Here is a 26,462-nt window from a genome sequence, read left to right as displayed (position 1 = left end):
GCCCATGCGGTGGCTCATGTCACAGAGGGTGACTTCTCACAGGGTCCTCACTCCCGCCCCTCGGCTTTCACAGCGGTTGGTGTGACAGCGATACTGCTGCGCATGACGATCGAGACCGAGGAGCCGTCCCTCACGGTCGACGAGCTGGCCGCCCGGGCCGGCGTCACGGTGCGCACGGTCCGCTTCTACGGCACCAGGGGGCTGCTGCCGCCGCCGGTCATCGGTCCGCGCCGGGTGGGCCGCTACGGCGCGGGGCATCTCGCGCGGCTGGCGTTGATCGAGGAGCTGAGGCGGCAGGGCATGACGCTGGCCGCGATCGAGCGCTACCTGGACCGGCTGCCCGCCGGTCTCGACGCGCATGACCTCGCCGTCCACCGCGCGGTGGTGGCGTCCTGGGCCCCGGACGCGCGGGAGACGGTGACGCGGGAGGAGCTGTGCCGGCGGGCGGGGCGGGCGCTGGAGCCTGGGGACGTGGAACGGCTCACGGCGATGGGCGTGCTGACCGAGGGGCCCGCCGAGGACTCCTACCGGGTGGATCCGGGGCTGCTGAGGCTGGGCGTGCGGCTCCTGGACGTGCCGCTGTCGCCGGAGTCGATCCTCGCGGCGCGCACCGTGCTCGTGGAGCACGCGCGGGCCGCCGCGCACGAGATGTCGCGGCTGCTGCGCGAGGAGGTGGCCGAGGATGACGCGCGCGCGGTGCGGTCGCTGTCGGCGCACATGCAGCCGCTGGTGGTGCAGGCGCTGCTCACGGCGTTCCAGCGGTCGCTGACCGAGGAGGTGCGGGAGTGGCTCGGGGAGCCGCCGCCGGCGGACGGCTCCCCGTGAGGAAGCGGCTCGCCGGAGAAAGCCGCTCCCCTTGAGGCCGCTCAGCGGCCGTCGGTGAAGGTCTCCCCCTTCTCCGCCTTCTCGACGAGCAGCGCGGGCGGGGTGAAGCGGTCGCCGTAGCGCTCGGCGAGTTCACGCGCGCGTGCCACGAAGCCGGTCAGGCCGCCCTCGTAGCCGTTGACGTACTGGAGCACGCCGCCGGTCCAGCCCGGGAAGCCGATGCCGAAGAGGGAGCCGATGTTGGCGTCGGCGACGGAGGTCAGCACGCCCTCCTCCAGCAGCCGGACCGTGTCGAGGGCCTCGGCGAAGAGCATGCGCTCCTGCATGTCCCGGAACGGGATCTCCGCGCCCTCGCGGGTGAAGTGCTCGCGCAGGCCCGGCCACAGGCCCGCCCGCTTGCCGTCGGCCCCGTACTCGTAGAAGCCGGCGCCGCCGCTGCGGCCGGTGCGGCCGAACTCGTCGACCATGCGGTCGACGACGGCCTCGGCGGGGTGCGCGGTCCACACGCCGCCCGCGTTCTCCACGGCCCGCCGGGTCTCCTGGCGGATCCTGCGGGGCAGGGTCAGGGTCAGGTCGTCCATCAGGGACAGCACCTTGGCCGGGTAGCCCGCCTGGGCGGCCGCCTGTTCGACGGAGGCGGGCTCGATGCCCTCGCCGACCATGGCGACGCCCTCGTTGATGAAGTGGCCGATCACCCGGGAGGTGAAGAAACCGCGCGAGTCGTTGACGACGATCGGCGTCTTCTTGATCTGCCGGACCAGGTCGAAGGCGCGCGCGAGCGCCTCGTCGCCGGTCCGCTCGCCCTTGATGATCTCGACGAGGGGCATCTTGTCGACGGGCGAGAAGAAGTGCAGCCCGACGAAGTCGGCCTGGCGCTCCACTCCCTCGGCGAGGGCGGTGATGGGCAGGGTGGAGGTGTTGGAGCACAGCAGGGCGTCGGGCGCGAGGAGGTGCTGGACCTCCTGGAACACCTTGTGCTTGAGGGAGGTCTCCTCGAACACGGCCTCGATGACGGCGTCGCAGCCGGCCACGTCCTGCGGGTCGGCGGTGGGTGTGATCCGGGCCAGCAGGGCGTCCGCCTTCTCCTGGCTCGTACGGCCCCGGGAGACGGCCTTGGCGCACAGCTTCTCGGAGTACGCCTTGCCCTTGACGGCCGCCTCCAGGGAGACGTCCTTCAGGACGACGTCGATGCCCGCGCGGGCGCACGCGTAGGCGATGCCGGCGCCCATCATCCCGGCGCCGAGGACGGCGGCCTTGCGGACCTGGCGCCGCGGGACGTCCTGCGGCCGGCTGACGCCGGAGTTGACGGCCTGGAGGTCGAAGAAGAACGCCTGGATCATGTTCTTGGAGATCTGCCCGGCGGCCAGCTCCACGAAGTAGCGGGCCTCGATGACCTGCGCGGTCTCGAAGTCGACCTGGGCGCCCTCGACGGCGGCGGCGAGGATGTTGCGCGGGGCCGGGTAGGGGGCGCCCTTGGTCTCCTTGCGCAGACTGGCCGGGAAGGCGGGCAGGTTCGCCGCGAACTTGGGGTTGGCGGGCGTGCCGCCGGGGATGCGGTAGCCGGGCACGTCCCAGGGCTGGCGCGACTCGGGGTGGGCGTCGATGAAGGCGCGGGCCTTGGCGAGCATGTCCTCGGGCGTGTCGGCCACCTCGTGGATCAGGCCGTGCTCCAGGGCGCGCCGCGGGCTGTACTGGGTGCCCTTGAGGAGGACCTTGAGGAGGGCGTCGGCGATGCCGAGCAGGCGCACGGTGCGCACCACGCCGCCGCCTCCGGGGAGCAGGCCGAGGGTGACCTCGGGGCAGCCGATCCGGGAGCCGGGGGCGTCCAGGGCGACGCGGTGGTGGCAGGCGAGGGCGATCTCGTAACCGCCGCCCAGGGCCGCGCCGTTGAGGGCGGCGACGACGGGCTTGCCGAGGGTCTCGATGCGGCGCAGGTTGCGCTTGATCTCCAGGCCGCCGTCGAGGAGCTGCCCGGCGGTGTCGGGGGTGACGCGGATCAGGTCGCGCAGGTCGCCGCCGGCGAAGAAGGTCTTCTTCGCGGAGGTGATGATCACGCCCCGGACGGTGTCCTTCTCGGCCTCCAGGCGGTCGGCGATCGCCGCGAGGGAGTCGCGGAACGCCTGGTTCATGGTGTTCGCCGACTGTTCCGGGTCGTCGAGGACGAGGGTGACGAGGCCGGTGCGGTCCTGTTCCCAGCGGATGGCAGTGCTCTGTGTCATGACAGGGTCTCCAGTGAAGTCTGTTGTTCCGCCGGGGAGTTCAGAGGCGTTCGACGACGGTCGCGATGCCCATGCCGCCGCCCACGCACAGCGTGGCGAGGCCGTAGCGCTTGTCCTGGCGCTCCAGTTCGTCGACGAGCGTGCCGAGGATCATCGCGCCGGTGGCGCCGAGGGGGTGGCCGAGGGCGATGGCGCCGCCGTTGACGTTGACCTTGTCCAGGGACAGGCCCATGTCCTTGACGAAGCGCAGGACGACGGCGGCGAAGGCCTCGTTGATCTCGACGAGGTCGATGTCGTCGACGGTCAGGCCCGCCTTGGCGAGAGCCTTGCGGGTGGCGGGGGCGGGGCCGGTGAGCATGATGGTGGGCTCGGAGCCGGACACGGCGGCGGAGACGATCCGCGCGCGCGGGGTGAGCCCGTACCGTTCGCCGACCTCCTTGGAGCCGATCGCGACGAGCGAGGCGCCGTCGACGATGCCGGAGGAGTTGCCCGCGTGGTGGACGTGGTCGATCTTCTCCACCCAGTGGTACTTCTGCAGGGCGACCGCGTCGAAGCCGCCGAGTTCGCCGATGTCGGCGAAGGACGGCTTGAGGCCGGCGAGGGAGTCGGCGGTGGTGCCGGGGCGCGGGTGCTCGTCGTGGTCGAGGACGACCAGGCCGTTGCGGTCCCTGACCGGCACGACGGAGCGGTCGAAGCGGCCGTCCTTCCAGGCGGCGGCCGCCCGCTCCTGGGAGAGGGCCGCGTATTCGTCGACGTCGCGCCGGGTGAAGCCCTCGATGGTGGCGATGAGGTCGGCGCCGATGCCCTGGGGCACGAAGTTCACGGCGAGGTTGGTCATCGGGTCGTTGAACCAGGCGCCGCCGTCCGAGGCCATCGGCACCCGGGACATCGACTCCACGCCGCCCGCGAGGACGAGGTCCTCCCATCCTGAACGGACCTTGGCGGCGGCCAGGTTGACGGCTTCCAGGCCCGAGGCGCAGAAGCGGTTCTCCTGGACGCCGGCGACGGTGTCGGGCAGTCCGGCGGCGATCGCGGCGATGCGTGCGATGTCGGATCCCTGGTCGCCGACGGGGCTGACGACGCCGAGCACGATGTCGTCGACGGCGGCCGGGTCGAGTCCGGGGAAGCGGTCGCGCAGCTCGTGGATGAGGCCGACGACGAGGTCGACGGGCTTGGTTGCGTGCAGGGCGCCGTTCGCCTTGCCGCGCCCGCGCGGGGTGCGGATCGCGTCGTACACGTACGCTTCGGTGCTCACTGGGAGGCCTTTCGGGGAGGGTGGGCCGAGGAGGATCGGTCGCCCTGGCGGGGAGGGTCCGTGACGAGCAGGGGGACGTCCCAGTCGCGCGCCACCTCGGCGGTGTCGGCGCCGGGCCGGGCGGGGCCGCCGCGCACGGCGGCCGGGGTCAGGGAGAAGCGGGGCGCGGGGGCGGGCTGGGTGATGCCCCCGTGGTCGGTGAAGGTGCCGCGGGCGGCGAGGTGCGGGTGGCGGGGGGCCTCGGTCAGCGACAGCACGGGCGCCACGCATGCGTCGGTGTCGGCGAAGAGGGCCGTCCACTCGTCCCGGGTGCGGGACTTGAAGCGGGCGGCGACGGCCTCGCGCAGGTCGTCCCAGCGGGAGGGGTCCTTGCGGGCGTCGGTGAAGTCGTCGAGCTCCAGCAGGCGTACGAAGGTGTCGTAGAACTGCGGTTCCAGGGCGCCGACGGCCATGTGGCCGCCGTCGGCGGTCTCGTAGGTGCCGTAGTAGGGGCAGCCGCCGTCGAGGAGGTTGGCGGCGCGGCGGTCCTGCCAGCGGCCGGCGGCGAGCATGCCGTGGAGCATGGCGGACAGGTGCGCCGTGCCGTCGACGATGGCGGCGTCGACGACCTGGCCCTCGCCGGTCGCGCGCGCGTGGTGCAGGGCGGCCAGCACGCCGACGACGAGGTAGAGGGAGCCGCCGGCGTAGTCCCCGAGGAGGTTGGCGGGGGCGGGCGGGGGCGTGTCCGGGGGGCCGATCAGACCGAGGGCGCCGGTGAGGGCGATGTAGGCGATGTCGTGGCCGGCGCGGGGGGCGAGGGGGCCGTCCTGGCCCCAGCCGGTCATCCGGCCGTAGACCAGCCGGGGGTTGCGGGCGTGGCAGGCGTCGGGGCCGACGCCGAGGCGTTCGGCGACGCCGGGACGGTTGCCCTCCAGCAGCACGTCGGCGCGGGCGGCGAGGTCGAGGACGCGCGCGGGACCGTCGGGGGACTTCAGGTCGACGATCACCGAGCGCTTGTTGCGGTTGGTGACGTCGTGCGCGGGGTCGACGGCGAGGGCGGAGCCGCCGGGGCGGTCCACGCGGACGACGTCGGCGCCGAGGTCGGCGAGGAGCATCGCGGCGAAGGGGCCGGGGCCGATGCCGGCGAGTTCGACCACGCGTACGCCGGTGAGCGGGCCGTGCCGGGGCGTGGGTGCCGCGTCCGCGGTGTCTGCCGTTGTCATCGAGCCCCCTTGCTGTGACACAACCGATGTAACACCAGTGATGCTAGGAACGTGTTCCCGTGGGCACAAGAGGCGAGCGAGCAAGCGCTTAGCCAGTTTAGTGCGCGGAGCCGGGTTTCTCCCGGCAGGCGATCGAAAGGGAGCGGACGCGGGCGGCCGGCGTGCCTTCTCCCGCTTTTTCCGGGCGTTCCCGGTCACGGCCGGCCGCTGCTCGCGGCCTCGTGGACGGGCCCCGCGCCGCTCGCGCTAACCTCGCCACCCACAGCGGCGCGGGCTGCACGACAAAGGGGTGTCATGAGCAGGCTGAACAGGTCGGACCGTCCGTACGACATCGTGCTCTTCGGGGCCACCGGCTTCGTCGGGGCACTCACCGCGGAGTACCTGGCCGCCCACGCGCCCGAGGGCCTGCGCTGGGCGATCGCCGGACGCGACGAGGTCAAGCTGCGCCGGCTGCGCGACCGGCTTCCGGGCGGCGCGGAGCCGGGGGTGCTGCGGGCCGACGTGTCCGACACGGCCTCGCTGCGCGCGCTCGCCGGGCAGGCACGCGTGGTGGCGACGACGGTCGGCCCCTATGTGACCTACGGCGAGGACCTGGTGGCCGCCTGCGCGGACGCCGGCGCCGACTACCTCGACCTCACCGGGGAGCCGGAGTTCGTCGACCTGACGTACGTCCGGCACGACGCACGCGCGCGGGAGACCGGCGCGCGCCTGGTGCACGCGTGCGGCTTCGACTCAGTGCCGCACGACCTGGGCGTGTACTTCACGGTCCGTCAGCTGCCCGAGGGCGTGCCGCTGACGGTGGACGGCTTCGTGACCGCCGACGCCGCCTTCTCGGGCGGGACGTTCGCCTCGGCGCTGGGGCAGTTCGCGCGCGGGCGGCGGATGGTGGCCGCGGCTCGGGAGCGGCGCCGGCACGAGCCCCGGCTGATGGGCCGGCGGGCGGGTGCGCCCACCGGGTCGCCCCGGTTCGCGCCGGAGGTCGGCGCCTGGGCGCTGCCGCTGCCGACCATCGACCCGCAGATCGTGCGCCGCTCCGCGAAGGCACTGGAGCGCTACGGGCCCGACTTCCGCTACCGGCACTACGCGGCCGTACGGCGTCTGCCGGTCGCCGTGGGCGGTGTCGCGGGTGTGGGCGCGCTCTTCGCCGCCGCCCAGGTGCCGCCCGTACGGCGCTGGCTGTCGGAGCGGCTGAAGCCCGGCGACGGGCCGAGTGCCGAGCGGCGGGCGCGCAGCTGGTTCTCGGTGCGGTTCGTGGGCGAGGGCGGCGGCCGGCGGGTCTTCACCGAGGTGTCGGGCGGCGACCCCGGCTACGACGAGACGGCGAAGATGTTCGCCGAGGCGGCGCTCGCCCTGGCCCTCGACGACCTGCCGGAGACGGCCGGCCAGGTCACGACGGCGGTCGCGATGGGCGACGCGCTGATCGAACGGCTCAGTGCCGCGGGCATCCGCTTCCGGGTGGCGGCGCGCCGCTGAGGCCTGGGTCCGGCGGTTCAGAGGTTCCAGCTGGCCAGGGTGTAGATCATTCCGGCGATCCAGCCCAGTCCGGCCAGCACGGAGAGGACCAGCGCCGCGTTCATGGCGCGCCGCACGGGCAGGGCGGGGGCGGCCGGCGGCTCGGGGAAACGGTGCGTCGTCATGGCGGCCACACTGCCGGGCGGCGGCCGGGCGGCGCATCCGTACGGGTACTCAGACGACGTACTCAGGCGGCGGGCGCCCCGCTCAGGGGCTCGCCGTCGCCTCCCGGAGGGCCCGCCGGCACAGCGCGTCGGCCCGGCGGGTCGACTCCGGGAGCCGGTAGCGCGGGGTGAGCGCGAGCGTGTGGGCGCAGGCGTTGTCCAGGCTCACCCGGTGCCCGACGGACACGAAGACCGGCTTGACGCCCTCGCGGGTGCGCAGGGCGCGGCCCACCTCGTCGGCGCCCGCGAGCAGCGGGGACGCCGATCCGCGGGGGACGCCGGGCTCGTCGTACGTGAAGACGAAGGGGTTCTTGGCGACGCCGATCGTGGGCAGGCCGGTGAGGACGCCGAGGTGGCTGGCGAGTCCGAAGCGGCGCGGGTGGGCGAGGCCGTAGCCGTCGCACACGACGAGGCCCGGCGGGCAGGGCAGCGCGTCGAGGGCGGCCAGCACCGTGGGGATCTCGCGGAAGGCGAGCAGACCGGGCACGTACGGGAAGGAGATCCGTCCCACGGCGGTCGCCTCGGCGACGACGTCGAGGGTCGCCGCGTCCAGCACGACGGCCGCGGCGGCGACGACGTCCCGCTCGTCGTCGTAGGCGACGTCCACCCCCGTCACCCGGCCGGCGCCGGGCGGCGGCCCGGGCTCGTCGAGCACCAGCCGGGCCCGCAGCGCGTCCTGCACGGCGTGGGCCTCTGCCTCGGTCGCGGGCCGGCCCGCGGGAATGGGTACGGTCGTCATGGTGGTGACGAGCGTACGGCCCCCGCGGGCCGGTCCGCGATCGTGTTCCCGGCGGCCGGGTCAGCCCTTGTCGTCCAGGGCGCGCTGCAGCTGGCTCTTGTTCATGTCCGAACGGCCGTGGACGCCGCGGCGCTTGGCCTCCTCGTACAGCTGGTCGTACGTGGGCCCCTGTGCGCCCTTGTGGGACCGCCGGCCGCCGCGCTCGCCGGACGACATGTCCTGGGTGGAGGTGCGGCTGGCGGTCTTGGACTCGCCGGCCCGGGCGCGTTCCTTGTTGACCGTCCTGGCGGCGATCTCCTCCGCCCGGTCGGTGCTCTCACCCCGGTCCTGCGCGCTCTTCTTGATGTGCTCGTACTGGCGCTCCCGCTTGGGGCTGGAACCGCGTGGCATGTGCGCTCACTCCTTTCGCGGCTGTCGCGTTCGCACCGACCGGGTACCCCGCAAACCGCTCATCTCTCCAGCCGTGCCACCCGCCCCTGTTCGCCGGCCGCCCAGCAGGCCCCGTCCGGGACGCAGTCGACGGTGTCGTACGAACCGGTGTCGACCGTGCGCCAGGTGCGGCCGGCGTCGGTGGTCAGGTCGGTGCCGGTGGGGCCGACGGCGAGGGCGGCGGTGCGGCTGTGCGGCAGCCAGGCGACGCCGGAGCGGTAGGCGGGCGGGGGTGCGGCGGCGGTCCGCCAGGTCCGGCCGGCGTCGCCGGTCGTGGCGGCCGGGCGGGGGGAGGCCTGGTCGGGCCGGTAGTCACCGCCGACGGCGAGGCCGTGGGCGCGGTCGCGGAAGGCGAGGGCGAAGACTCCGCGCGCGGGGTCGCCCGCGGGGATGGGGGCGTCGGCGGCCTTCCAGGTCCGTCCGCGGTCGGAGGAGTGCAGCACCCGCGCGCGTGCCCCGCCGCCGGTGGCGAGCCAGACGTCGCGGGACCCGGCGGAGACGAGGCACTGGCCACTGGCCGCGAAGCCCGCCTCGCCCTCCAGGGCGGGCGGCATGCCGCGGTCGGGCAGCACCTTCCAGGAGCGGCCGCCGTCGCTCGTGGACAGGATGCGGAACCTGCCGTCCACCGGGTCGCTCATCGCGAGGCCGTGGCGGCGGTCGAAGAAGGTCATGCAGTCGTAGAAGGCGCGGGCGTCGGTGTTGCGGAAGGACTCCTTCCAGGTGGCTCCGCCGTCGTCCGTGCGGTAGACGCGGGAAGCCTCGCCCTCGCCGATGGCCAGCACCACGGCGCGGCGCGCGTCGAACGCCTCGATGTCGCGGAACTGCAGCTCGGCGGCGCCGGGCGGGGAGACGTCCCGCCAGGTCCGCCCGCCGTCGGCGGTGCGCAGGACGGTGCCGAGGCTGCCGGCCGCCCAGGCGGTGTTGCGGTCGACGGCGGCCAGGCCGCGGAAGCGGACGGTGGGCTTCCCGGTGTCCTTCAGGGCCCACGCGGGCGCGTGACCGCCCGGCACGGCAGGGGCGCGGCCCGCCTCCCGCGCGGGCGCCCCGTCCGCCGCCCCGGCCGGGACGGCCGTCATGGCCAGGACGGCCGCGCAGGCCGCCGCCGCTGCCGTCACGGCGCGCGCGGCGCGCGTCAGGAAGAGGGGGGATGTCGGGGTTGTGCGGGTCGCGGGAGCCGTCCCCGCCGTCGGAACCGTTCGTACCGTGCGTCGCGTCTTCCCCAGGGGTCTCATGGCGCGGGAAGCTAGCCCACGGCCCTGACGGCGTCCAGAGGACCACGGTCGCCCCAATCGCCTTACCGGGCGCAGGAAGAGAGGTGAGTCACTCGTGTGCATGAAACTCGGTGACCGAGGTCACTCGCATTGCATGTGCACGCACCGGCAGGTTCCGACGTCTCTTCCAGTGTCCGGCTGCACTCACCCCCGGTAGTTCGTCCCGCTGTCACAAGGGAGCAAGGCGTTGTCCATCGTCATCGATCAGCCCGTTGAGGCCCGCCTGGTCGCCGCCGCACCTCGGATGTCGAGCATCCCCGCCACGCTGCACTACGACCGTCGCGACCCCTTCGCCGTCCGCATGACCTTCCCCGCCCCGGCCACTCTCGAGGGCGTCGAGGTCTGCTGGACCTTCGCCCGCGATCTGCTCACGGCGGGGCTGCACGAGGCGGAGGGCCACGGTGACGTCCGCGTCCGCCCCTACGGCTACGACAGGACGGTGCTGGAGTTCCACGCGCCGGAGGGCACCGCGATCGTGCACGTGCACTCGTCGGAGATCCGGCGGTTCCTCCAGGCCACGAGCGAGCTGGTGCCGGCCGGGCGCGAGCACCTGCAGCTCGACCTCGACAACGGTCTGGCGGAGCTGATGCGGGACGCCTGACCGGGCCGAAGGCCCGAAGCGGGCGGGACGTCCGAAACCGGTGGGCGCCCGGCCCTCAATTGCGTTGACCGGCCCTCGCGGTCCCCTTACGGTGAGAACGCTTCTGTCGCCACCGAAGGGAGAAGGACGTTGTACGTCTGAGGTCAGAGACACCGCGCCACGCCTGTCAGGCGTGCGTGCAGCGTGCGACCTCGGCGTCGAGCCGTCCTTGCGAGCGGGCCCCCTCCCCGTGGGTTCCCTGTGACCGCATCCCTGCCGCTCCCCCGCGGTGGTCGCCGTCTCCCGGTGTCTCGATACGCGTTGCCCTGACCGCACACGCGACCGCGAGGCCCACTTGTCATCATCAGTCACCTGTTCCGCCCTGTCCTTCGCCTGGCCCGACGGCACCCCCGTCTTCGAACGGCTCGACACCGCCTTCGGCCCCGGCCGGACCGGACTCGTCGGCGCCAACGGCTCCGGCAAGTCCACCCTGTTGAAGCTGCTCACCGGTGAACTCGCCCCGGCCGAAGGCTCCGTGCACATCACGGGCGAGGTCGGCCATCTCCCGCAGAACGTCACCCTGGACACCTCCCTCCGCGTCGACGAGGCGCTGGGCATCGCCGCCCGGCGGGCCGCACTGCACGCCATCGAGGCCGGCGACGTGTCCGAGAGGCACTTCGAGACCGTCGGCGACGACTGGGACGTCGAGGAGCGCGCCCTCGCCGCTCTCGGCGAACTCGGGCTCGGCCACATCGGGTTGGACCGCACCGTCGGCGAGATCTCCGGCGGCGAGTCGGTCCTGCTGCGCCTGGCCGCGCTGCTGCTGCGCCGCCCGGACGTCCTGCTGCTGGACGAGCCCACCAACAACCTCGACCTGCACGCCCGGCAGCGGCTGTACGCGGCCGTCGCGTCCTGGCCGGGCGTCATGGTCGTCGTCAGCCACGACCGCGAACTCCTCGACCTCGTCGACCAGGTCGCCGATCTGCACGCAGGCGAGATCACCTGGTACGGCGGCAACTTCTCCGCGTACGAGGAGGCGCTCGCCGTCGAACAGGAGGCGGCCGAGCGGATGTTGAAGGTCGCCGAGGCCGACCTGCGCAAGCAGAAGCGCGAACTGGCCGACGCCCAGGTCAAGCTGGCCCGCCGCAAGCGGTACGGGCAGAAGATGCAGGAGCAGAAACGCGAGCCGAAGATCGTGATGGGGGCGCGCAAGCGGTCCGCGCAGGAGTCCGCGGGCAAGCACCGCATCCTGCACGAGGAGCGGCTCGCCGAAGCCAGGGAACGGCTCGACGAGGCCGCGGAGGCGGTGCGCGACGAGGACGAGATCCGCGTCGACCTGCCGTACACGGCGGTGCCGCCGGGCCGTGACGTGCTCACCCTGCGGGACCTGCGTCTCGCGTACGGCGCGCGCGTGGCGGGCGGTCTCGATCTGCGCGGGCCCGAACGGGTGGCGCTGGTCGGGCGCAACGGCGCGGGCAAGACGACGCTGCTGCGCACCGTCGCCGGTGAGCTGGAACCGTTGTCGGGCGAGGTGCACGCGCATGTGCCGCTGCGTTTCCTGCCCCAGCGGCTGGACGTGCTCGACGGCGAGCTGACCGTCGCCGAGAACGTGGCACGTCACGCGCCCGGCGCCACCGCGAACCGGATCCGCGCCCGGCTGGCCCGCTTCCTGTTCCGCGGCGCCCGCGCCGACCGCAGGGCGGCGACGCTCTCGGGCGGGGAGCGGTTCCGGGCGGCGCTGGCGGCGCTGATGCTGGCCGAGCCGGCGCCGCAGCTGCTGATGCTGGACGAGCCGACCAACAACCTCGACATGGCCAGTGTGCGCCAGCTGACCACGGCCCTGGAGTCCTACGAGGGGGCCCTGATCGTCGCCAGCCACGACCTGCCGTTCCTGAGGTCGCTCGGCATCACCCGCTGGCTGCTGCTGGACGGGGAGTTGCGGGAGACGACCGAGGAGGAGGTGAGCACACCGGTGTGAGCCGGGGCGCGCGGGGCGGCGCCGCGGGGTTTGTGCTGGGCGGGTGGGGGTTGCATGATGGCGGATCGGTGCCGGACAGGGGCGCCGGTCGGGGTCTGCCGGGCAGGCCCCTGGTGCCGCGCGAGGCAGCGTCTGCCCGACGGGGCGGACGTCGCCTGCCGGGGCACCAGCCACCGCCGATCCGAAAGGCCTGGACGTGCCCAGCAAGAAGGCCCTCATCCGCCGCCCCAGCCCGCGCCTCGCCGAAGGCCTGGTGACGCACCTCGAGCGGGAGACGGTCGACGTGGGCCTCGCGCTGAAGCAGTGGGAGGGGTACGTCGAGGCCCTGCGGGCGCACGGCTGGGAGACCGTCGAGGTCGATCCGGCCGACGACTGCCCCGACTCGGTGTTCGTCGAGGACGCCGTCGTGATGTACCGCAACGTCGCCCTGATCGCGCGGCCCGGCGCCGAGTCCCGGCGGGAGGAGACCGCCGGCGTCGAGGAGACCGTCGCCCGTATGGGCTGCTCGGTCAACTGGATCTGGGAGCCGGGCACGCTGGACGGCGGCGACGTGCTCAAGGTCGGCGACACGGTCTACGTGGGCCGGGGCGGCCGTACGAACGCGGCCGGCGTGCAGCAGGTACGCGAGGCCTTCGAACCGCTGGGGGCGCGGGTCGTGGCGGTGCCGGTGAGCAAGGTGCTGCATCTGAAGTCGGCGGTCACCGCGCTGCCGGACGGCACGGTGATCGGGCACATCCCGAAGGTGGACCGTCCCGCCCTGTTCCCGCGGTTCCTCTCGGTGCCCGAGGAGGCCGGCGCGCACGTGGTGCTGCTGGGCGGCCCCAAGCTGCTCATGGCGGCGAGCGCGCCGAGGACGCGCGAGCTGCTCGAAAGCCTGGGGTACGAACCCGTCGTGGTCGACATCAGCGAGTTCGAGAAGCTGGAGGGCTGTGTGACATGCCTCTCGGTGCGGATGCGGGAGCTGTACGCCTGACCGGGTGACGCGTGCGCCGTCTCAGCCCCTGGACCCTTGCGTCCGGGGGCTGTTGCGCGTACCCGGAAAGAATCGGTTCGACGGCTCGGCGCGTCGCCGAGCCCGGTCGACCGGCGTCTGATCAGCACTCTTTACGCCGACCTTAACCTACGGGTTCGTAACCTACGGGCTCGTAGCCTACGATCCCGTAAGTTCCGGTACAGCACCGGATGTCTTTCCGCTCCGCCTCCCGTCCCCTGGAGTACCCGTGACGATCGCCTCCCCGCACCTCGGCAGCCCCTCCGTCTGGACCGACGCCAAGCTGCTGTACGCCCTGGAGGAAGTGGTCGAGAAGGAGCTCAACCGGCATCTGAAGGTCACCAAGGACTGGATGCCGCACGAGTACGTGCCCTGGAGCGACGGCCGCAACTTCCCCGGCTTCTTCGAGGACGGCGAGGCCTGGGAGAAGGAGCAGTCGAAGGTCACCGAGATCGGCCGTATCGCCCTGGTCGTGAACCTGCTGACCGAGGACAACCTGCCCAGCTACCACCACGAGATCGCCTCCCTGTTCGGCCGGGACGGCGCCTGGGGCACCTGGGTGCACCGCTGGACGGCGGAGGAGGGCCGGCACGGCATCGTGATGCGCGACTACCTGCTGGCCTCGCGCGCGGTGGACCCGGACAAGCTGGAGGAGTTCCGGATGTCCCACATGAGCGAGGGCTTCGAGTCCGACAACCGGCACTCGATGCTCCACTCGATCGCCTACGTCTCCTTCCAGGAGCTCGCGACCCGCATCTCCCACCGCAACACCGGTCACCAGTCCGGCGACCCGGTCTGCGACCGCATGCTGGCCCGCATCGCGACCGACGAGAACCTCCACATGGTCTTCTACCGCAACCTGCTGAAGGCCGCCTTCGAACTCGCCCCCGACCTCACCATGCAGGCCGTGCGGGACGTCGTCGTCAACTTCCGCATGCCCGGCCACGGCATCCCCGGCTTCGAGCGGGCCGCGGCGCAGATGGCGATCGGCGAGGTCTACAACCTGCGCATCCACCACGACGACGTGCTCCAGCCGGTGCTGCGCTTCCTGAAGGTGCTGGAGATCGACGGCCTGGGCCCCGAGGGCCTGAAGGCGCAGGAGGAACTGGGCCTGTACATGAACGGCCTGGACGCCGAGGCCCTGAAGTTCGACGAGAAGCTGGCGGCGCGCAAGGCCCGGATGGCGGCACGCGCCGGAGCCTGACACCCGCCGGGCCCCGGCAACGGAAGCAGCTCTGACCGACGGCCCGCACAGGGAAACGATTTTCCCGGTGCGGGCCGTCGGCGTCCTGCGGCATCATGCCGCCATGCACCACAGCCACCCGGAGAGCCGGGCGCTCGGTTTCCTGCTCGGTCTGACCGACGAGGAGACCGCCCGGCGCGTGCGCACACGCGTCGGGCTGACGGGCGGCGCGCGCGAGACCTCCGCGTCGCGGCGGCAGCGGCTGAACCGGCCGTGGACATGGCCGCCGGACGTGCCGTCCTCCGTCGTGCTGTGGGTGCTCCAGGAGGACGACCCGCAGCTGAACGCCGTGGTGTGGCAGTACACCGGCCTCGACACGGGCCTGCGCCGGGCCCTCGCCCGCGGCATCCCGTTCGGCCCCGGCCGCGAGCGTCCCCTTCGGCCGGGCTCGCGGCTGCCGGTCGAGGAACCCGGCATACCCGAGAGCTACGTCCGCCACGGCCTGGTCGGCGCTCTGCGCGCGGCGACCACCATGGCCACCGGGCGCGCGGCCGCGTCCATGGTCCTCACCCCGGACGACTGGGCGTCGGTCACCGAGGCGGACGCCGAGCGCGCCCTGCCGGGTTACGCGCGCTGGGCGCTGTCCGTACGCCCCGACTGCCCGCCCGCGACCCGCGCCGGCTTCGGCGCGCACCCCAAGTTCGCCCACCGGCTCCGTGGCGCGGGCGTCCTCGACGGCCCGGCGGAGTACGCCCTGGACCACGGGCCCGCCGTACGCGTCCTGGACCTGCTGTCCATGGGCGGGGCGCTGTTCCCGGCGCGGATCGGCGAAGCCGAGGACGCCCTGCGGCCTCTGGCGGGGCGTCACCTGGGCGACCGGGTGGAGGCGTGGACGGCGCTGGCGCGGCTCATCGGCACGTTCCGGGGCACCGCACGCGAGTTGACGGCGGCTGCGGGTGCCGTCGCGCGAAACGGGGCGCGGCGGTAGGGAGTTGAAGGGGGGCGGGGTGGCTGGATTCGAACCAGCGTGTTCCGGTTCTGGAGACCGGTGCGCCTGCCTCTGCGCTACGACCCCGCCCTTGACGCAGAGCGTAGCGGCTCAGGTCCGGTGTCAGGGAGATCAGGGAGGGGGGACGGCGGGGCCGGTCACCACTGCGCCTCGCGGTAGTCCTTGAGGAACACGCCCGACACCGGGTCGCCGGCCTCGCCGCGGACGACGGGGTCGTACACGCGGGCCGCGCCGTCCACGACGTCCAGCGGGGTGCGGAAGCCCGCGTTCGCCATCCGGGCCTTCTTGGGCGCGGGGTTCTCGTCGGTGATCCAGCCCGTGTCGACGGCGCACATGTGCACGCCCTGCTCGGCGAGTTCGGCGGCACTGGTGCGGGTGAGCATGTTGAGGGCGGCCTTGGCCATGTTGGTGTGCGGGTGCCCTGCCGTCTTGTTGCGGACGGCGAACCGGCCTTCCACGGCGGTCACGTTGATCACGTAGCGGCGCGGGCGCGGGGAGGCGAGCAGCAGCGGCAGCAGCCGGTCGCACAGCAGGGCGGGGGCGAGGGAGTTGACGAGCTGCGTCTCCAGCACCTCGGCCGGGTCGAGTTCGCCGAGCCGCGCGGACCAGGAGTTCTCCGGGGACGGGTCGGGCAGCAGCCCGGCCTCGTCGGCCTCGCGCAGGGCGGCGGGCAGGACGGAGAGGGAGCCGCCGAGACCCTCCAGCATGCGCATCGGCGTGAAGCCGGGCGCGCCGCGCGCGCCTTCGGGCAGCGCGTCGCGCTCGCCGGCGGCCAGCAGGGCGTAGGAGGAGGGCGGGCGGCGAACGGTCTGGGCCGCGTTGTTGACGAGGATGTCGAGCGGCTCGCCGTCCCGGCGCAGGTCCTCGCACAGGCCCAGCACCTGGCGCGGGTCGCGCAGGTCGACGGCGAGGACGGTGAGCCGGTCCCGCCAGGCCGCGCTGCCGGGCTCGGCATGGAACCGGCGCACGGTGTCGTGCGGGAAACGGGAGGTGACGGCGACCTCCGCGCCGTCGCGCAGCATCATCAGGGCCAGCTGGAAGCCGATCTTCACCCTGCCGCCGGTCAGCAGGACCCGGCGTCCGCTCAGGTCGGTGCTCAGGGCGCGGCGCGCACTGTTGTCGGCGGCGCAGGCCGGACAGAGACGGTGGTAGAAGGCGTCCACCTGCCGGTACGGCAGCTTGCAGACGTAGCAGGTGCGGGGCCGGCGGTAGACGCCCACGGTGCGAGGGGTGCCGTTGCCGGGGCTTGCGACGGGCTCCGTGCCCGGGGCTCGGGCCGTGCTCTCGGCCGGCCCCACAGCCTCGGCGCCGTGTCGGACGTCGTCCGTCAGGGGCGCGTCCTCGCGGCGGTCCAGCGCGCCGGTCGCGGTCGCGGCCATCGCCGCCGCGTCGGCGGCGGACACCTGCGCGCCGCGCGCCTTGCGCCGGCGCAGCCGTCCGTCGCGGGCGAAGGACGCGGCGACCTGCTCGGCCCGCAGCCGGAGGGGATCGTCGACGGGCAGGGCGCGCAGCCGGCCCACGACGTCGTGGAAGGCGGCGATGTCCGCCCCGGTGATCTCCGCGCCCATCCGTCCCCGCCCGCCCCTGCCGCGTCGAACCGTGGTCCCGACCGGATTCGAACCGGCGTGACCGCCCTGAGAAGGCGGCGAGTCTGCCTCTGCTCTACAGGACCCCGCGCATCCGGACGGCCGGACGCGCTTTTCGGGATCTTAACCGCACCCCCGCGACGCGGTCTCCCGATTATCCCGGCCCTGCCGTGCGGCCGGTCGTGCCGTGTGTGACGGGTTCAGGACGAGGTGCGGCGCAGTTCGAGGCGTTCCTTCTCGGAGAGGCCGCCCCACACGCCGAAGCGTTCGTCGTGGTTCAGGGCGTAGTCGAGGCAGGCGGGGCGCATCTCGCACAGGCCGCAGATGCGCTTGGCCTCGCGGACCGAGCTGCCGGGCTCGGGGAAGAAGAAGTCCGCCCCGGTCTGCGCGCACAGCGCCTCCCGCTGCCAGGCGAGCTCAGGTGTGCGGATCGTGTCGGTGTACATGGCGAGGATCGTGCCGGGCGGCGAAAAACGTTCGCTCAACGCCGGATATACACGGCCGGGCGGCGAGTGTCAGTGGGCGGTGCCAGACTCGGCAGTGCACAGAACGGGACTGCGAGGAGGAGGGCGCGATGCTCACCACCCGTTTCGTCAACGGCGCTCCGAACTGGGTCGACGTCGGCACGTCGGACATCGGGCGCGCTTCGGCCTTCTACGGCGCCCTCTTCGGCTGGCGGTTCCGGTCGGCGGGGCCGGACGCCGGCGGCTACGGCTTCTTCCAGCTCGACGGGAGGACGGCTGCGGGCGGCATGCAGACCACGCCCGAGCAGGGTCCGCCGTCGTGGACGGTGTACTTCCAGTCGGCGGACGCGGAGGACACCTGCAAGGCGGTCGAGCAGGCGCGGGGCAGGGTGCTCTTCCCGCCCATGGACGTCATGAGCCAGGGCACGATGGCGATCCTCGCCGACTCGGCGGGCGCGCCGTTCGGCGTGTGGCAGCCGGGACAGGTCAAGGGCGTGGACATAGCGGGCGACCCGGGCTCGCTGCGCTGGGTCGAGCTGCACACGCCGGACGAGGCGGCGGCCGCCGCCTTCTACGCGGCGGCCCTGGGCCTGGAGACGTCGGCCGTGCCGTTCCCGGGCGGCACGTACACGTGCCTCAACCCGGCCGGCGCCGGAGAGGACGCCATGTTCGGCGGGATCGTCCCGCCGGACGACGATCCCGAGGAGACGGGGGCGGCGTCGGGCGCGTACTGGCTGCCGTACTTCGAGGTCGACGACGTGGACACGGCCGTCGCCCGTGCCGTGGAGCTGGGCGGGTCGGTGCGGCGGGCGGCCGTCGACCTGCCGGGCGTCGGCCGCATCGCCTCACTCGCCGACCCGGACGGCGCACGCTTCGCGGTGATGAGGAGCGCACCCCGGCAGGCCTGAGGGGGACACACGTCCTAGGCGGAGGCGCGGCGGATCAGGGTGGTCGGCAGGACCGTGCCCGGTCCGGAGGCGGCGGGGTCGTGTCGGCCGTGGAGCAGGAGGCGGGCCATGATCCGGCCCATCTCCTCGATGTCCTGGCGGACGGTCGTCAGCGGTGGATCGGTCTGTTCCGCCACGGGCAGCATGTCGTCGAAGCCGACCACCGCCACGTCCTCGGGCACGCGCCGCCCGCGTGCGCGCAGGACGCGCAGGGCGCCCGCGGCGCTGAGGTCGTTGGCGGCGAACACGGCGTCGAGGTCGGGGCTGCGGTCCAGGAGTTCCCGCATCGCGCGCTCGCCGCCGCCGGGGGTGAAGTCGCCCTCCGCGACGAGCCGCTGGTCGGTGTCGCCCATGACGTCGAGGAAGCCCTGGAGACGGTCCGCCGCGGAGGTCTGGTCCAGGGGCCCGGTGATGTGCGCGACCCGGCGGCGGCCGAGGTCGACGAGGTGGCGGACGGCCTCGCGGGCGCCGCCGCGGTTGTCGCTGTCGACGTGGACGACGTCCCGGGTGCCGTCGCTCCAGCCCGGGCGCCCGCCGAACACGGTGGGCACGCCGGCGCCCTGGATCAGTCCGGGCAGCGGGTCGTCGAGGTGGAGGGAGAAGACGAGGGCGCCGTCGACATGGCCGCCGGCGAGGTAGCGGGCGACCCGGGCGTGGTCGTCGCGGCCCTCGGTGAGGAGCAGGACCAGCTGGTTGTCATGGGCCGTCAACTCCTTGCTGATGCCTCGGAGTTGGAGCGCGAAGAAGGGGTCGGCGAAGACCCTGGTCTCGGGTTCGGCGATGACGACGGCGACGGCGTCGTGCCGTCTGGTCACCAGGCTGCGGGCGGCCTGGTTGGGGACGTACCCGAGTTCCTCCACGGCCCGCCGGACCCGCTCGACGAGCGGCTCCCTGACCCCGTCCCCGCCGTTGACGACCCGTGAGACGGTGGCCCGGGAGACCCCGGCCCGCGCGGCCACGGCCTCCAGGGTGGGGCGCGGGGCTGTCTCGGTCACTGCGGGGCTCCTCCTCGGTGGGTGTGGGCCAGGATAGCCCCGGCCGGCGACCTGACCGGAGAGCGCTCTCTCGCCCGTCCGCGACCGTCAGGAGGGGCTCTTGCGGGCGCGGCTCGGCTGGACCCGGCTGGGCTCCCCCGGCATCTTCGGGTACTCCGGCGGATACGGCAGGTCGCCGAGGCCGTGGTCGCGTTCGTCGCGCCGGGCGAGGTCGAGGAGGGCGTCCAGGGAGTAGGCGTGGTCGTCCATGTCGGCGTGCACGTCGCCGAGTTCGGCGTAGCGGGCCGGCATCGTCGCGATGTCGAAGTCGCGCGGGTGGGCCACGCCGACCTCCTCCCAGCGCAGGGGCGCCGACACGGGGGCGTGCGGGCGGGGCCGTACGGAGTAGGCGGAGGCGATGGTGCGGTCGCGGGCGGTCTGGTTGTAGTCGATGAAGATGCGCTCGCCGCGCTCCTCCTTCCACCACTTGATGGTGACCCGCTCGGGCATCCGGCGTTCCATCTCCCGGCCGACGGCGATGGCGGCGCGCCGGACCTGGGTGAAGGTCCAGCGCGGCTCGATCGGCGCGAACACGTGCAGACCGCGTCCGCCGGAGGTCTTGGGCCAGCCGCGCAGCCCGAACTCCTCCAGTACGGCGCGCAGTTCGTGGGCGGCGTGGACGGCGTCGTCGTAGTCGGTGCCGGGCTGCGGGTCGAGGTCGATGCGCAGCTCGTCGGGGCGGTCGACGTCGGTGCGGCGGACCGGCCAGGGGTGGAAGGTGAGCGTGCCGTACTGGGCGGCCCACAGGACGGCGGCTTCCTCGGTGGGGCACATCTCGTCGGCGGAGCGGCCGCTGGGGAAGGTGATGTGGGCGGTCGGGATCCAGTCGGGCATGTTCTTCGGGGCCCGTTTCTGGAAGAAGGACTCGCCGGTGACGCCGTCCGGGTAGCGCTCCAGGGTGGTGGGCCGCTCGCGCAGGGCGCGCAGGATGCCGGGGGCGACCGCCTGGTAGTAACGGGCGAGGTCCAGCTTGGTGAAGCCGCGCTCCGGGAAGAAGACCTTGTCGGGGCTGGACAGCCGTACGGTCCGGCCGCCCGCCTGAAGTTCCACCGCATCGCCCATGCGAGCCACGGTAGGCGTACCGCCCATGGCTCGCACACCGGGCGGTCGCCGCCGTGCCGGAGCAGAATCGGACCATGGATCTGCCGGTCATGCCGCCCGTGAAGCCGATGCTCGCCAAGTCGGTGGCGGTGATCCCGCCGGGCATGCAGTACGAGGCGAAGTGGGACGGGTTCCGGGCGATCGTGTTCCGCGACGGGCCCGACGTCGAGCTGGGCAGCCGTACCGGGAAGCCTTTGACCAGGTACTTCCCCGAGCTGGTGGCGGCGCTGCGGGAGCGGCTGCCCGCGCGGTGCGTGCTGGACGGGGAGATCGTGATCGCGCGGGAGGGGCGGCTGGACTTCGACGCGCTGACCGAGCGCATCCATCCGGCGGAGTCCCGGGTGCGCACGCTGGCCGAGCGGACCCCGGCGTCGTTCGTCGCGTTCGATCTGCTGGCGCTGGCCGACGAGTCGCTGCTCACCGTGGGGATGACGGACCGGCGGGCGCTGCTCGCCCGGGCGCTGGCCGGGGTGACGCCGCCCGTGCATCTCGCGCCGGCGACGACCGACGTCGAGGTGGCGCGGCGGTGGTTCGAGGAGTTCGAGGGGGCGGGGCTCGACGGGGTGATCGCCAAGCCGTTGACGCTGCCCTACCGGCAGGACGAGCGGGTCATGTTCAAGGTCAAGCACGAGCGCACGGCGGACGTGGTGGTGGCCGGCTACCGGCTGCACAAGAGCGGCCCCGTGGTCGGCTCGCTGCTGCTCGGCCTGTACGACGACCGGGGCGTCCTCCAGCACGTCGGTGTGTCCGCCGCGTTCTCGATGAAGCGGCGGGCCGAGCTGGTCGAGGAGCTGGAGCCGCTGCGCATGGACGACGTGGCGGGCCACCCGTGGGCCGCCTGGTCGGAGGAGGCCGCCCATGAGACGGCCAGGCTGCCGGGCGCGCCGAGCCGCTGGTCGGGCAAGAAGGACCTGTCCTGGGTGCCGTTGCGGCCGGAGCGGGTGGTGGAGGTGGCGTACGACCACATGGAGAACGGCGCCCGGTTCCGCCACACGGCCCGCTTCCGCCGTTGGCGCCCCGACCGCACCCCGGAGAGCTGCACGTACGCCCAGCTGGAGGAGCCGGTGCGCTACGACCTCGCGGAGATCCTGGGCGCGCCGCCCAGGACGCCGCCCGGACCGTGAGACCCGGGCGGCGCTGCGTCTGACGGCGCCGGCTACGGCGTCATGAGGAACTTGACCGCGCCGTCCCGCTTCTGCTGGAACGTCTCGTAGGCCTGGGGCGCCTCCGACAGCGGGACGCGGTGGGTGGCGAAGTCGTCGACGCCGAGCGGGTCCTCGTCGGTGAGGTAGGGGAGGATCTCGTCGACCCAGCGGCGCACGTTGGCCTGGCCCATCCGGATCTGGATCTGCTTGTCGAACATGGTGAGCATGGGCATCGGGTCGGCCATGCCGCCGTAGACGCCGGTCAGGGAGAGGGTGCCGCCGCGGCGCACCAGTTCGATGGCGGTGTGCAGGGCGGCGAGCCGGTCGACGCTGAAGCGTTCGGCGAGGAGGCCGCCGATCTTGCGGGGCAGCAGGGCGGAGGCGTTCTGGACGAGGCGCGCCGCGGCGCTGCCGTGGGCCTCGGTGCCGACGGCGTCGATCACGGCGTCGGGCCCGCGCCCGTCGGTCTGGTCGCGGATCGCGGCGACCAGTTCCTTCTCGCTGTCGAAGCTGCGCAGGTCGAACGTCTCGACGCCCCGCGCGCGGGCCCGCCGCAGCCGGTCCCCGACCAGGTCCACGCCGAACACGCGTCCGGCGCCGCGCACTTGCGCGACCCGGCAGGCCATGTCGCCGATGGGGCCGAGACCGAGCACCGCGACGCTGCCGCCCTCGGGGATGCCGGCGTAGGCGACCGCCTGCCAGGCGGTGGGCAGCACGTCGGAGAGGTAGACGAAGCGGTCGTCGGCCGGGCCCTCGGGGACCTTGATCGGGCCGTACTGCGCCTGCGGGACCCGCAGGTACTCGGCCTGGCCGCCGGGCACCGCGCCGTACAGGCGGGTGTAGCCGAACAGGGCGGCGCCCATGCCCTCGCCGGTGACCTGGGTGGTCTCGCACTGCGTGGGCAGGGAGTTCAGGCACATCCAGCAGTTACCGCAGGCGATCTGGAACGGGACGACGACCCGGTCGCCGGCCTTGAGGTCGGGCACGCCCGGGCCGACCTCCTCGACGATGCCCATCGGTTCGTGGCCGAGGATGTCGCCGGGGGTCATGAAGGGCGTGAGCACCTCGTAGAGGTGCAGGTCGGATCCGCACAGCCCGGTGGACGTGACGCGGATGACGGCGTCCGTCGGTTCCTGGATCGTCGGGTCGGGCACGGTCTCCACCCGTACGTCGCGCTTCCCCTGCCAGGTCACTGCCTTCATCGTGCCGCGCTCCCTCCACCGACTTCGGGGGTCCGCCCCGTCCGGGGCCGGGCCCTGGGTTCGCCCCGGGTACCCGAGGGCCCGGATGGCGAACCGCGCCGCGGACGTCCCCCTGGGCCGAACGGCCCAGTCAGCGCGAACGATCGGGATCGATCGGGTAGGGCCACCGATGAACCGATAAGCGCACAATCAAGTCATGGAACGGGGTGCGAGGGTGGGCGTGACGACGGTGGACGGCGGGACGGGCCCCTGGTGCGGAGCGCGCCGGGGGCGGCCCGTGAAGAGGTCGGTGGCGGCCCTGGCCACGGTGGTCGCGGCCGCCCTGGCGGCGGGCTGCTCGGCGCCGAGCGCTCCCGTCGACGACGCCCGCGCCGCGGGCCACGGACCCGCCGGCAACCGGCCGGACGGCGCGGGCCCCGCACCGGCCGCCCCCTCGGCGGGCAGGCCGGAACGCACCCCGGGCGGCGCGGACCGCGATCCCGGCATGAGGACACCGCCGCCCGCCGGCCCGCTGCTCGCCGTGAAGATCGACAACGTCCGGGCGGCCCGTCCGCAGACCGGTCTGGACGCCGCGGACATCGTGTACGTCGAACCGGTCGAGGGCGGACTGAGCCGGCTGATGGCGGTGTACGCGACGAAGCTGCCGAAGGCGGTCGGGCCGGTGCGCAGTGCCCGCGAGTCCGACCTCGAACTGCTGCGCCAGTTCGACCGGCCGGTCCTGGCCTTCTCGGGAGCGCAGCGCAAGCTGCTGCCCCTGATCGGCGAGGCGCCGCTGAAGGCCGTCACCCCCGACGCGGCCCCGGGCGCGTACTACCGCGACGCGGACGGCCAGGCGCCGCACAACCTGTACGTACGGCCCGGACGGCTGCTGCCCTCCGCCCCCGGCTCGGCCGCTCTGACCACCGGCTTCCGCTTCGGCGCCGCCCCTGACGGCGGAACGCCGCGGACCTCGCGCACGGTGCGGTACCCGGCCGCCCGCTTCACCTTCGACTGGTCGCCGGACAGGCGGCGCTGGCTGGTCTCCACCGACGGCCGCGCGACCACGACCGCCGACGGGCGGCGGGCGGCGCCGGCGACGGTGGTCGTGCAGTACATGAAGGTGCGCGCGTCCGCCTACCACGACTCGCTCGGCAACCACACCCCGTACCCGGAGACGGTGGGCGCGGGGAAGGCGGAGGTGCTGCGCGACGGCCGCTCCTACGCGGTGCGCTGGAAGCGGCCGACGGCCGAGGAGGGCACCCGGTTCACGACGAACGACGGCAGACCGGTCGCCTTCGCCCCTGGCCAGGTGTGGGTCGTGTTCGCGAAGGCCCCGTAGCGGGACCGGGCCTTCGATCAGCTCTCCGGGCCGGCCGGCCCCTCGCCGCTCTCCGGGTTGCGCAGCCCCTCCGCCGCGTCCGCGACCCGGCGGAGCAGGTCGAAGAAGACCGTCCGCTCCTCGGCGGACAGCGGCGCGAGGAAGACCTGGCTCATCCGGGCGGCGCGCACGGCGAGACGGCGGTGCGTGCGCGCCCCTTCGTCCGTCAGGCGCAGCAGGGAGCGGCGGCCGTCCCGCGGGTCGCGGACCTTGTCGAGCAGCCCGCGCCGGGTGAGCCGGCTGACGACCTCGGCGACGGTGGAGCGGTCCAGGTTCACCCGCTCCCCCACCGTGCGCTGGTCCAGGCCCGGCTCGGCGACGAGGGCGTTGAGGACGGCGAACTGGGGCGAGGTGGTCTCCTCGGACACCATGGCGTTCCACAGCAGGTGGTGCCCCTGCTGGAGCCGCCGGGCCAGGTGCCCGGGATGGGTGTTCAGGTCCACCGCCGCCATGCGCGCTCCCGAGGTCGGATCGTACGTGCACTGAACGATACCCGGGGCCGAACCGGCCGTCTCCCCTCCGGACACCGGCGCTCGATGGCGCTTCCAGCGGGGTTGACGGTCGGGTCCGGCGGTGGCAGCGTGAAGTGCACCTCGTCGAATCGTCAGTGCCCTGATCGATGGGAACCACGGATCAGGCGCGCGCGGATCGAGGGTGCGAAGGCCTTGCGGCGCGTCGGCGCGCCCACGAGAGATGGGGCTTGACGGATGGACAAGGTGGTCGCCACGGCCCTTGAGGCGGTGGCCGACGTGCCGGACGGCGCGTCGCTGGCGGTGGGCGGGTTCGGGCTGAGCGGCGTGCCGAACGTCCTCGTGCAGGCGCTGTACGAGCGGGGCGTCACCGGCCTGTCGGTCGTCTCCAACAACTGCGGGGCGATGGAGTCGGGCCTCGCGGTCCTCCTGGCCGCCGGGCGGATCGCCCGGGTCACCGGTTCCTACATAGGGGCCAACAAGGAGTTCGCCCGCCAGTACCTGGCCGGGGAGCTGGAGGTGGAGATGATCCCGCAGGGCACGCTCGCGGAGCGGCTGCGGGCCGGCGGCGCCGGCATCCCCGCCTTCTACACGCCCGCCGGTGTGGGCACGCAGGTCGCGGACGGCGGTCTGCCCTGGCGCTACGACGGTGAGGGCGGCATCGCGCTGGCCTCGCCGGCGAAGGAGGTCCGCGAGTTCGACGGCGCGCACTACGTCCTGGAGCGCGGTATCCGCACCGACTTCGCGCTGGTCAGGGCGGCGAAGGGGGACCGGCACGGCAACCTCGTCTTCAACCGGTCCGCCCGCAACTTCAACCCGCTCGCGGCGATGGCGGGGCGGGTGACCGTCGCCGAGGTCGAGGAACTCCTCGAACCCGGCGAGATCGACCCGGACGCGGTCCATCTGCCGGGCGTCTTCGTGCAGCGGGTGGTCGCGCTGACCCCGGAGCAGGCGGCCGACAAGAAGATCGAGCGGCGGACGGTCTCGGCGTCCCGCGCGGAGGGGGCGGTGAGCGGCTGATGGCCTGGACACGTGAGGAGATGGCGGCCCGCGCCGCGCGCGAACTCCGCGACGGCCAGTACGTCAACCTCGGCATCGGACTGCCGACCCTGATCCCCAACCACCTGCCGCCGGGCGTCGAGGTGATCCTCGAGTCCGAGAACGGCATCCTCGGGACCGGCCCCTACCCCACCGAGGACGAGGTCGACCCGGATCTGATCAACGCCGGGAAGGAGACCGTGACGGTCCTGCCGGGCGCGTCGTTCTTCGACTCGGCGCTGTCGTTCTCGATGATCCGCGGCGGGCACATCGACGTAGCCGTGCTGGGCGCGATGCAGGTGTCCGCGAGGGGCGACCTCGCCAACTGGGCGATCCCGGGGAAGATGATCACCGGGATCGGCGGGGCGATGGACCTGGTGCACGGCGCCCGCACGGTCATCGTCGTCATGAGCCACACCGCGAAGGACGGCAGCCCCAAGATCCTCGCCGAGTGCGCGCTGCCGCTCACCGGCAAGGGGTGCGTGGACCGGATCATCACCGACCTCGGCGTCCTGGACGTCACCGGCGACGGGCTGGTGCTGGCCGAGACCGCGCCCGGCGTGAGCGTCGAGGAGGTCGCCGCGCGCACCGCCGCCGAACTGACCGTCGCGGACAGCCTGCGATGAGGGAGGTCCACAGCGCCGACGCGGTCCGCGCGCCGGCCGGCCGCCGCGGCGGGGCGCTCGCAGCCGTCCGCCCGGACGATCCGGGCGCACGACCGTCCGGCATGCGGCACCGCGTCCCCCGCCCCCTTCGACCGC

The 26,462-nt window shown here is 73.5% G+C and carries 25 protein-coding genes and 2 tRNA genes; 12 read left to right on the top strand and 15 right to left on the bottom strand.

Annotated elements, in window-relative coordinates; translation table 11 throughout:
* The first annotated feature begins 102 nt into the window (after positions 1–102).
* Positions 103–825: a MerR family transcriptional regulator gene (locus ACFYXA_RS03565; RefSeq protein WP_389027841.1), complete on the top strand. Its 723-nt coding sequence runs from the start codon at positions 103–105 to the stop codon at positions 823–825.
* 41 nt (positions 826–866) lie between these two features.
* On the opposite strand, the gene ACFYXA_RS03560 is transcribed toward ACFYXA_RS03565, so the two are convergent.
* From ACFYXA_RS03560 to ACFYXA_RS03550, 3 genes are read right to left on the bottom strand one after another with little or no spacing between them, the layout of a single operon-like run.
* Positions 867–3,044 carry a 3-hydroxyacyl-CoA dehydrogenase NAD-binding domain-containing protein gene (locus ACFYXA_RS03560; RefSeq protein ID WP_389027839.1) on the bottom strand — a complete coding sequence of 726 codons (2,178 nt, stop codon included), beginning with the start codon at positions 3,042–3,044 and terminating at the stop codon, positions 867–869.
* 40 nt (positions 3,045–3,084) lie between these two features.
* Positions 3,085–4,299 (bottom strand): acetyl-CoA C-acetyltransferase, encoded by a 1,215-nt coding sequence (locus tag ACFYXA_RS03555; protein ID WP_389027837.1) that lies wholly within the window; start codon positions 4,297–4,299, stop codon positions 3,085–3,087.
* Positions 4,296–5,501 carry a CaiB/BaiF CoA-transferase family protein gene (locus ACFYXA_RS03550; protein WP_352248148.1) on the bottom strand — a complete coding sequence of 402 codons (1,206 nt, stop codon included), beginning with the start codon at positions 5,499–5,501 and terminating at the stop codon, positions 4,296–4,298. Before ACFYXA_RS03550 ends, ACFYXA_RS03555 begins: the two co-directional genes overlap by 4 nt.
* Positions 5,502–5,795: 294 nt before the next feature.
* On the opposite strand from ACFYXA_RS03550, the gene ACFYXA_RS03545 reads away from it, so the two are divergent.
* Positions 5,796–6,974: a saccharopine dehydrogenase family protein gene (locus ACFYXA_RS03545; protein WP_389027835.1), complete on the top strand. Its 1,179-nt coding sequence runs from the start codon at positions 5,796–5,798 to the stop codon at positions 6,972–6,974.
* 17 nt (positions 6,975–6,991) lie between these two features.
* Here the strand turns inward: ACFYXA_RS03545 and mmpA are convergent, their stop codons facing one another.
* From mmpA to ACFYXA_RS03525, 4 genes are all read right to left on the bottom strand, one after another.
* Positions 6,992–7,138 carry a morphogenic membrane protein MmpA gene (gene mmpA / locus ACFYXA_RS03540; protein WP_352248143.1) on the bottom strand — a complete coding sequence of 49 codons (147 nt, stop codon included), beginning with the start codon at positions 7,136–7,138 and terminating at the stop codon, positions 6,992–6,994.
* Positions 7,139–7,220: 82 nt separating this feature from the next.
* Positions 7,221–7,916 (bottom strand): endonuclease V, encoded by a 696-nt coding sequence (locus ACFYXA_RS03535; RefSeq protein ID WP_389027832.1) that lies wholly within the window; start codon positions 7,914–7,916, stop codon positions 7,221–7,223.
* A gap of 60 nt (positions 7,917–7,976) precedes the next feature.
* Positions 7,977–8,306: a plasmid stabilization protein gene (locus ACFYXA_RS03530; protein ID WP_351097099.1), complete on the bottom strand. Its 330-nt coding sequence runs from the start codon at positions 8,304–8,306 to the stop codon at positions 7,977–7,979.
* 59 nt (positions 8,307–8,365) lie between these two features.
* Positions 8,366–9,421, bottom strand: a complete 1,056-nt coding sequence (locus ACFYXA_RS03525; RefSeq protein WP_389029039.1) for a WD40/YVTN/BNR-like repeat-containing protein — start codon at positions 9,419–9,421, stop codon at positions 8,366–8,368.
* Between the two features lie 382 nt (positions 9,422–9,803).
* Here ACFYXA_RS03525 and ACFYXA_RS03520 point away from each other — a divergent pair, with 382 nt between their 5' ends.
* From ACFYXA_RS03520 to ACFYXA_RS03500, 5 genes are all read left to right on the top strand, one after another.
* Positions 9,804–10,217, top strand: coding sequence for an SsgA family sporulation/cell division regulator (locus ACFYXA_RS03520; RefSeq protein WP_130437639.1), 414 nt, complete (start codon positions 9,804–9,806; stop codon positions 10,215–10,217).
* Between the two features lie 334 nt (positions 10,218–10,551).
* Positions 10,552–12,174: an ABC-F family ATP-binding cassette domain-containing protein gene (locus tag ACFYXA_RS03515; protein WP_389027830.1), complete on the top strand. Its 1,623-nt coding sequence runs from the start codon at positions 10,552–10,554 to the stop codon at positions 12,172–12,174.
* A gap of 196 nt (positions 12,175–12,370) precedes the next feature.
* On the top strand, positions 12,371–13,147 hold the full coding sequence (gene ddaH, locus ACFYXA_RS03510) for a dimethylargininase (RefSeq protein ID WP_352248135.1): 777 nt from the start codon (positions 12,371–12,373) through the stop codon (positions 13,145–13,147).
* Positions 13,148–13,394: 247 nt separating this feature from the next.
* A complete protein-coding gene (locus ACFYXA_RS03505; RefSeq protein ID WP_389027827.1) occupies positions 13,395–14,369 on the top strand; it encodes an acyl-ACP desaturase in 975 nt (324 codons plus the stop codon).
* Between the two features lie 103 nt (positions 14,370–14,472).
* A complete protein-coding gene (locus ACFYXA_RS03500; RefSeq protein ID WP_389027825.1) occupies positions 14,473–15,336 on the top strand; it encodes a hypothetical protein in 864 nt (287 codons plus the stop codon).
* Between the two features lie 13 nt (positions 15,337–15,349).
* Here ACFYXA_RS03500 and ACFYXA_RS03495 read toward each other — a convergent pair.
* The 4 genes from ACFYXA_RS03495 to ACFYXA_RS03480 all read right to left on the bottom strand — a co-directional run bounded on the left by ACFYXA_RS03495 (position 15,350) and on the right by ACFYXA_RS03480 (position 17,389).
* Positions 15,350–15,425 (bottom strand) — tRNA-Trp (locus tag ACFYXA_RS03495).
* A 69-nt stretch (positions 15,426–15,494) separates the two neighbouring features.
* The gene (locus tag ACFYXA_RS03490; protein WP_389027822.1) at positions 15,495–16,925 is read right to left on the bottom strand and encodes an SDR family NAD(P)-dependent oxidoreductase; all 1,431 of its coding nucleotides are present in this window, start codon (positions 16,923–16,925) and stop codon (positions 15,495–15,497) included.
* Between the two features lie 32 nt (positions 16,926–16,957).
* Positions 16,958–17,029 (bottom strand) — tRNA-Glu (locus ACFYXA_RS03485).
* 114 nt (positions 17,030–17,143) lie between these two features.
* Entirely contained in the window at positions 17,144–17,389 is a 246-nt protein-coding gene (locus tag ACFYXA_RS03480; RefSeq protein ID WP_207228691.1) for a WhiB family transcriptional regulator, read from the bottom strand.
* 128 nt (positions 17,390–17,517) lie between these two features.
* Between ACFYXA_RS03480 and ACFYXA_RS03475 the strand changes: the two genes are divergently transcribed.
* Positions 17,518–18,315 (top strand): VOC family protein, encoded by a 798-nt coding sequence (locus tag ACFYXA_RS03475; protein ID WP_352248126.1) that lies wholly within the window; start codon positions 17,518–17,520, stop codon positions 18,313–18,315.
* 14 nt (positions 18,316–18,329) lie between these two features.
* On the opposite strand, the gene ACFYXA_RS03470 is transcribed toward ACFYXA_RS03475, so the two are convergent.
* Together ACFYXA_RS03470 and ligD are read right to left on the bottom strand one after the other, a co-directional pair.
* Entirely contained in the window at positions 18,330–19,349 is a 1,020-nt protein-coding gene (locus ACFYXA_RS03470; protein WP_389027819.1) for a LacI family DNA-binding transcriptional regulator, read from the bottom strand.
* Positions 19,350–19,436: 87 nt separating this feature from the next.
* Positions 19,437–20,450 carry a non-homologous end-joining DNA ligase gene (ligD, locus tag ACFYXA_RS03465; RefSeq protein WP_389027817.1) on the bottom strand — a complete coding sequence of 338 codons (1,014 nt, stop codon included), beginning with the start codon at positions 20,448–20,450 and terminating at the stop codon, positions 19,437–19,439.
* A gap of 74 nt (positions 20,451–20,524) precedes the next feature.
* On the opposite strand from ligD, the gene ACFYXA_RS03460 reads away from it, so the two are divergent.
* Complete coding sequence (locus tag ACFYXA_RS03460) at positions 20,525–21,613, top strand: ATP-dependent DNA ligase (RefSeq protein WP_352252284.1); 1,089 nt, start codon at positions 20,525–20,527, stop codon at positions 21,611–21,613.
* Positions 21,614–21,645: 32 nt separating this feature from the next.
* On the opposite strand, the gene ACFYXA_RS03455 is transcribed toward ACFYXA_RS03460, so the two are convergent.
* A complete protein-coding gene (locus tag ACFYXA_RS03455; protein ID WP_352252286.1) occupies positions 21,646–22,836 on the bottom strand; it encodes a zinc-dependent alcohol dehydrogenase in 1,191 nt (396 codons plus the stop codon).
* 196 nt (positions 22,837–23,032) lie between these two features.
* Here ACFYXA_RS03455 and ACFYXA_RS03450 point away from each other — a divergent pair, with 196 nt between their 5' ends.
* Positions 23,033–24,154 (top strand): DUF3048 domain-containing protein, encoded by a 1,122-nt coding sequence (locus tag ACFYXA_RS03450; RefSeq protein ID WP_389027814.1) that lies wholly within the window; start codon positions 23,033–23,035, stop codon positions 24,152–24,154.
* Positions 24,155–24,171: 17 nt separating this feature from the next.
* On the opposite strand, the gene ACFYXA_RS03445 is transcribed toward ACFYXA_RS03450, so the two are convergent.
* Positions 24,172–24,645, bottom strand: coding sequence for a MarR family transcriptional regulator (locus ACFYXA_RS03445; RefSeq protein ID WP_352252290.1), 474 nt, complete (start codon positions 24,643–24,645; stop codon positions 24,172–24,174).
* A gap of 255 nt (positions 24,646–24,900) precedes the next feature.
* Here ACFYXA_RS03445 and ACFYXA_RS03440 point away from each other — a divergent pair, with 255 nt between their 5' ends.
* The gene (locus ACFYXA_RS03440) at positions 24,901–25,683 is read left to right on the top strand and encodes a CoA transferase subunit A (protein WP_389027812.1); all 783 of its coding nucleotides are present in this window, start codon (positions 24,901–24,903) and stop codon (positions 25,681–25,683) included.
* Positions 25,683–26,327, top strand: a complete 645-nt coding sequence (locus ACFYXA_RS03435; protein ID WP_389027810.1) for a CoA transferase subunit B — start codon at positions 25,683–25,685, stop codon at positions 26,325–26,327. The genes ACFYXA_RS03440 and ACFYXA_RS03435 overlap by 1 nt, the downstream gene beginning before the upstream one ends.
* The last annotated feature ends 135 nt before the right edge of the window (positions 26,328–26,462 follow it).

It is taken from the genome of Streptomyces sp. NPDC002566 (genome assembly GCF_042889585.1).
GTDB lineage: Bacteria > Actinomycetota > Actinomycetes > Streptomycetales > Streptomycetaceae > Streptomyces.
The sequence above is the reverse complement of the archived record's forward strand: the minus strand, read 5'-3'. Positions and strand labels throughout refer to the sequence as shown.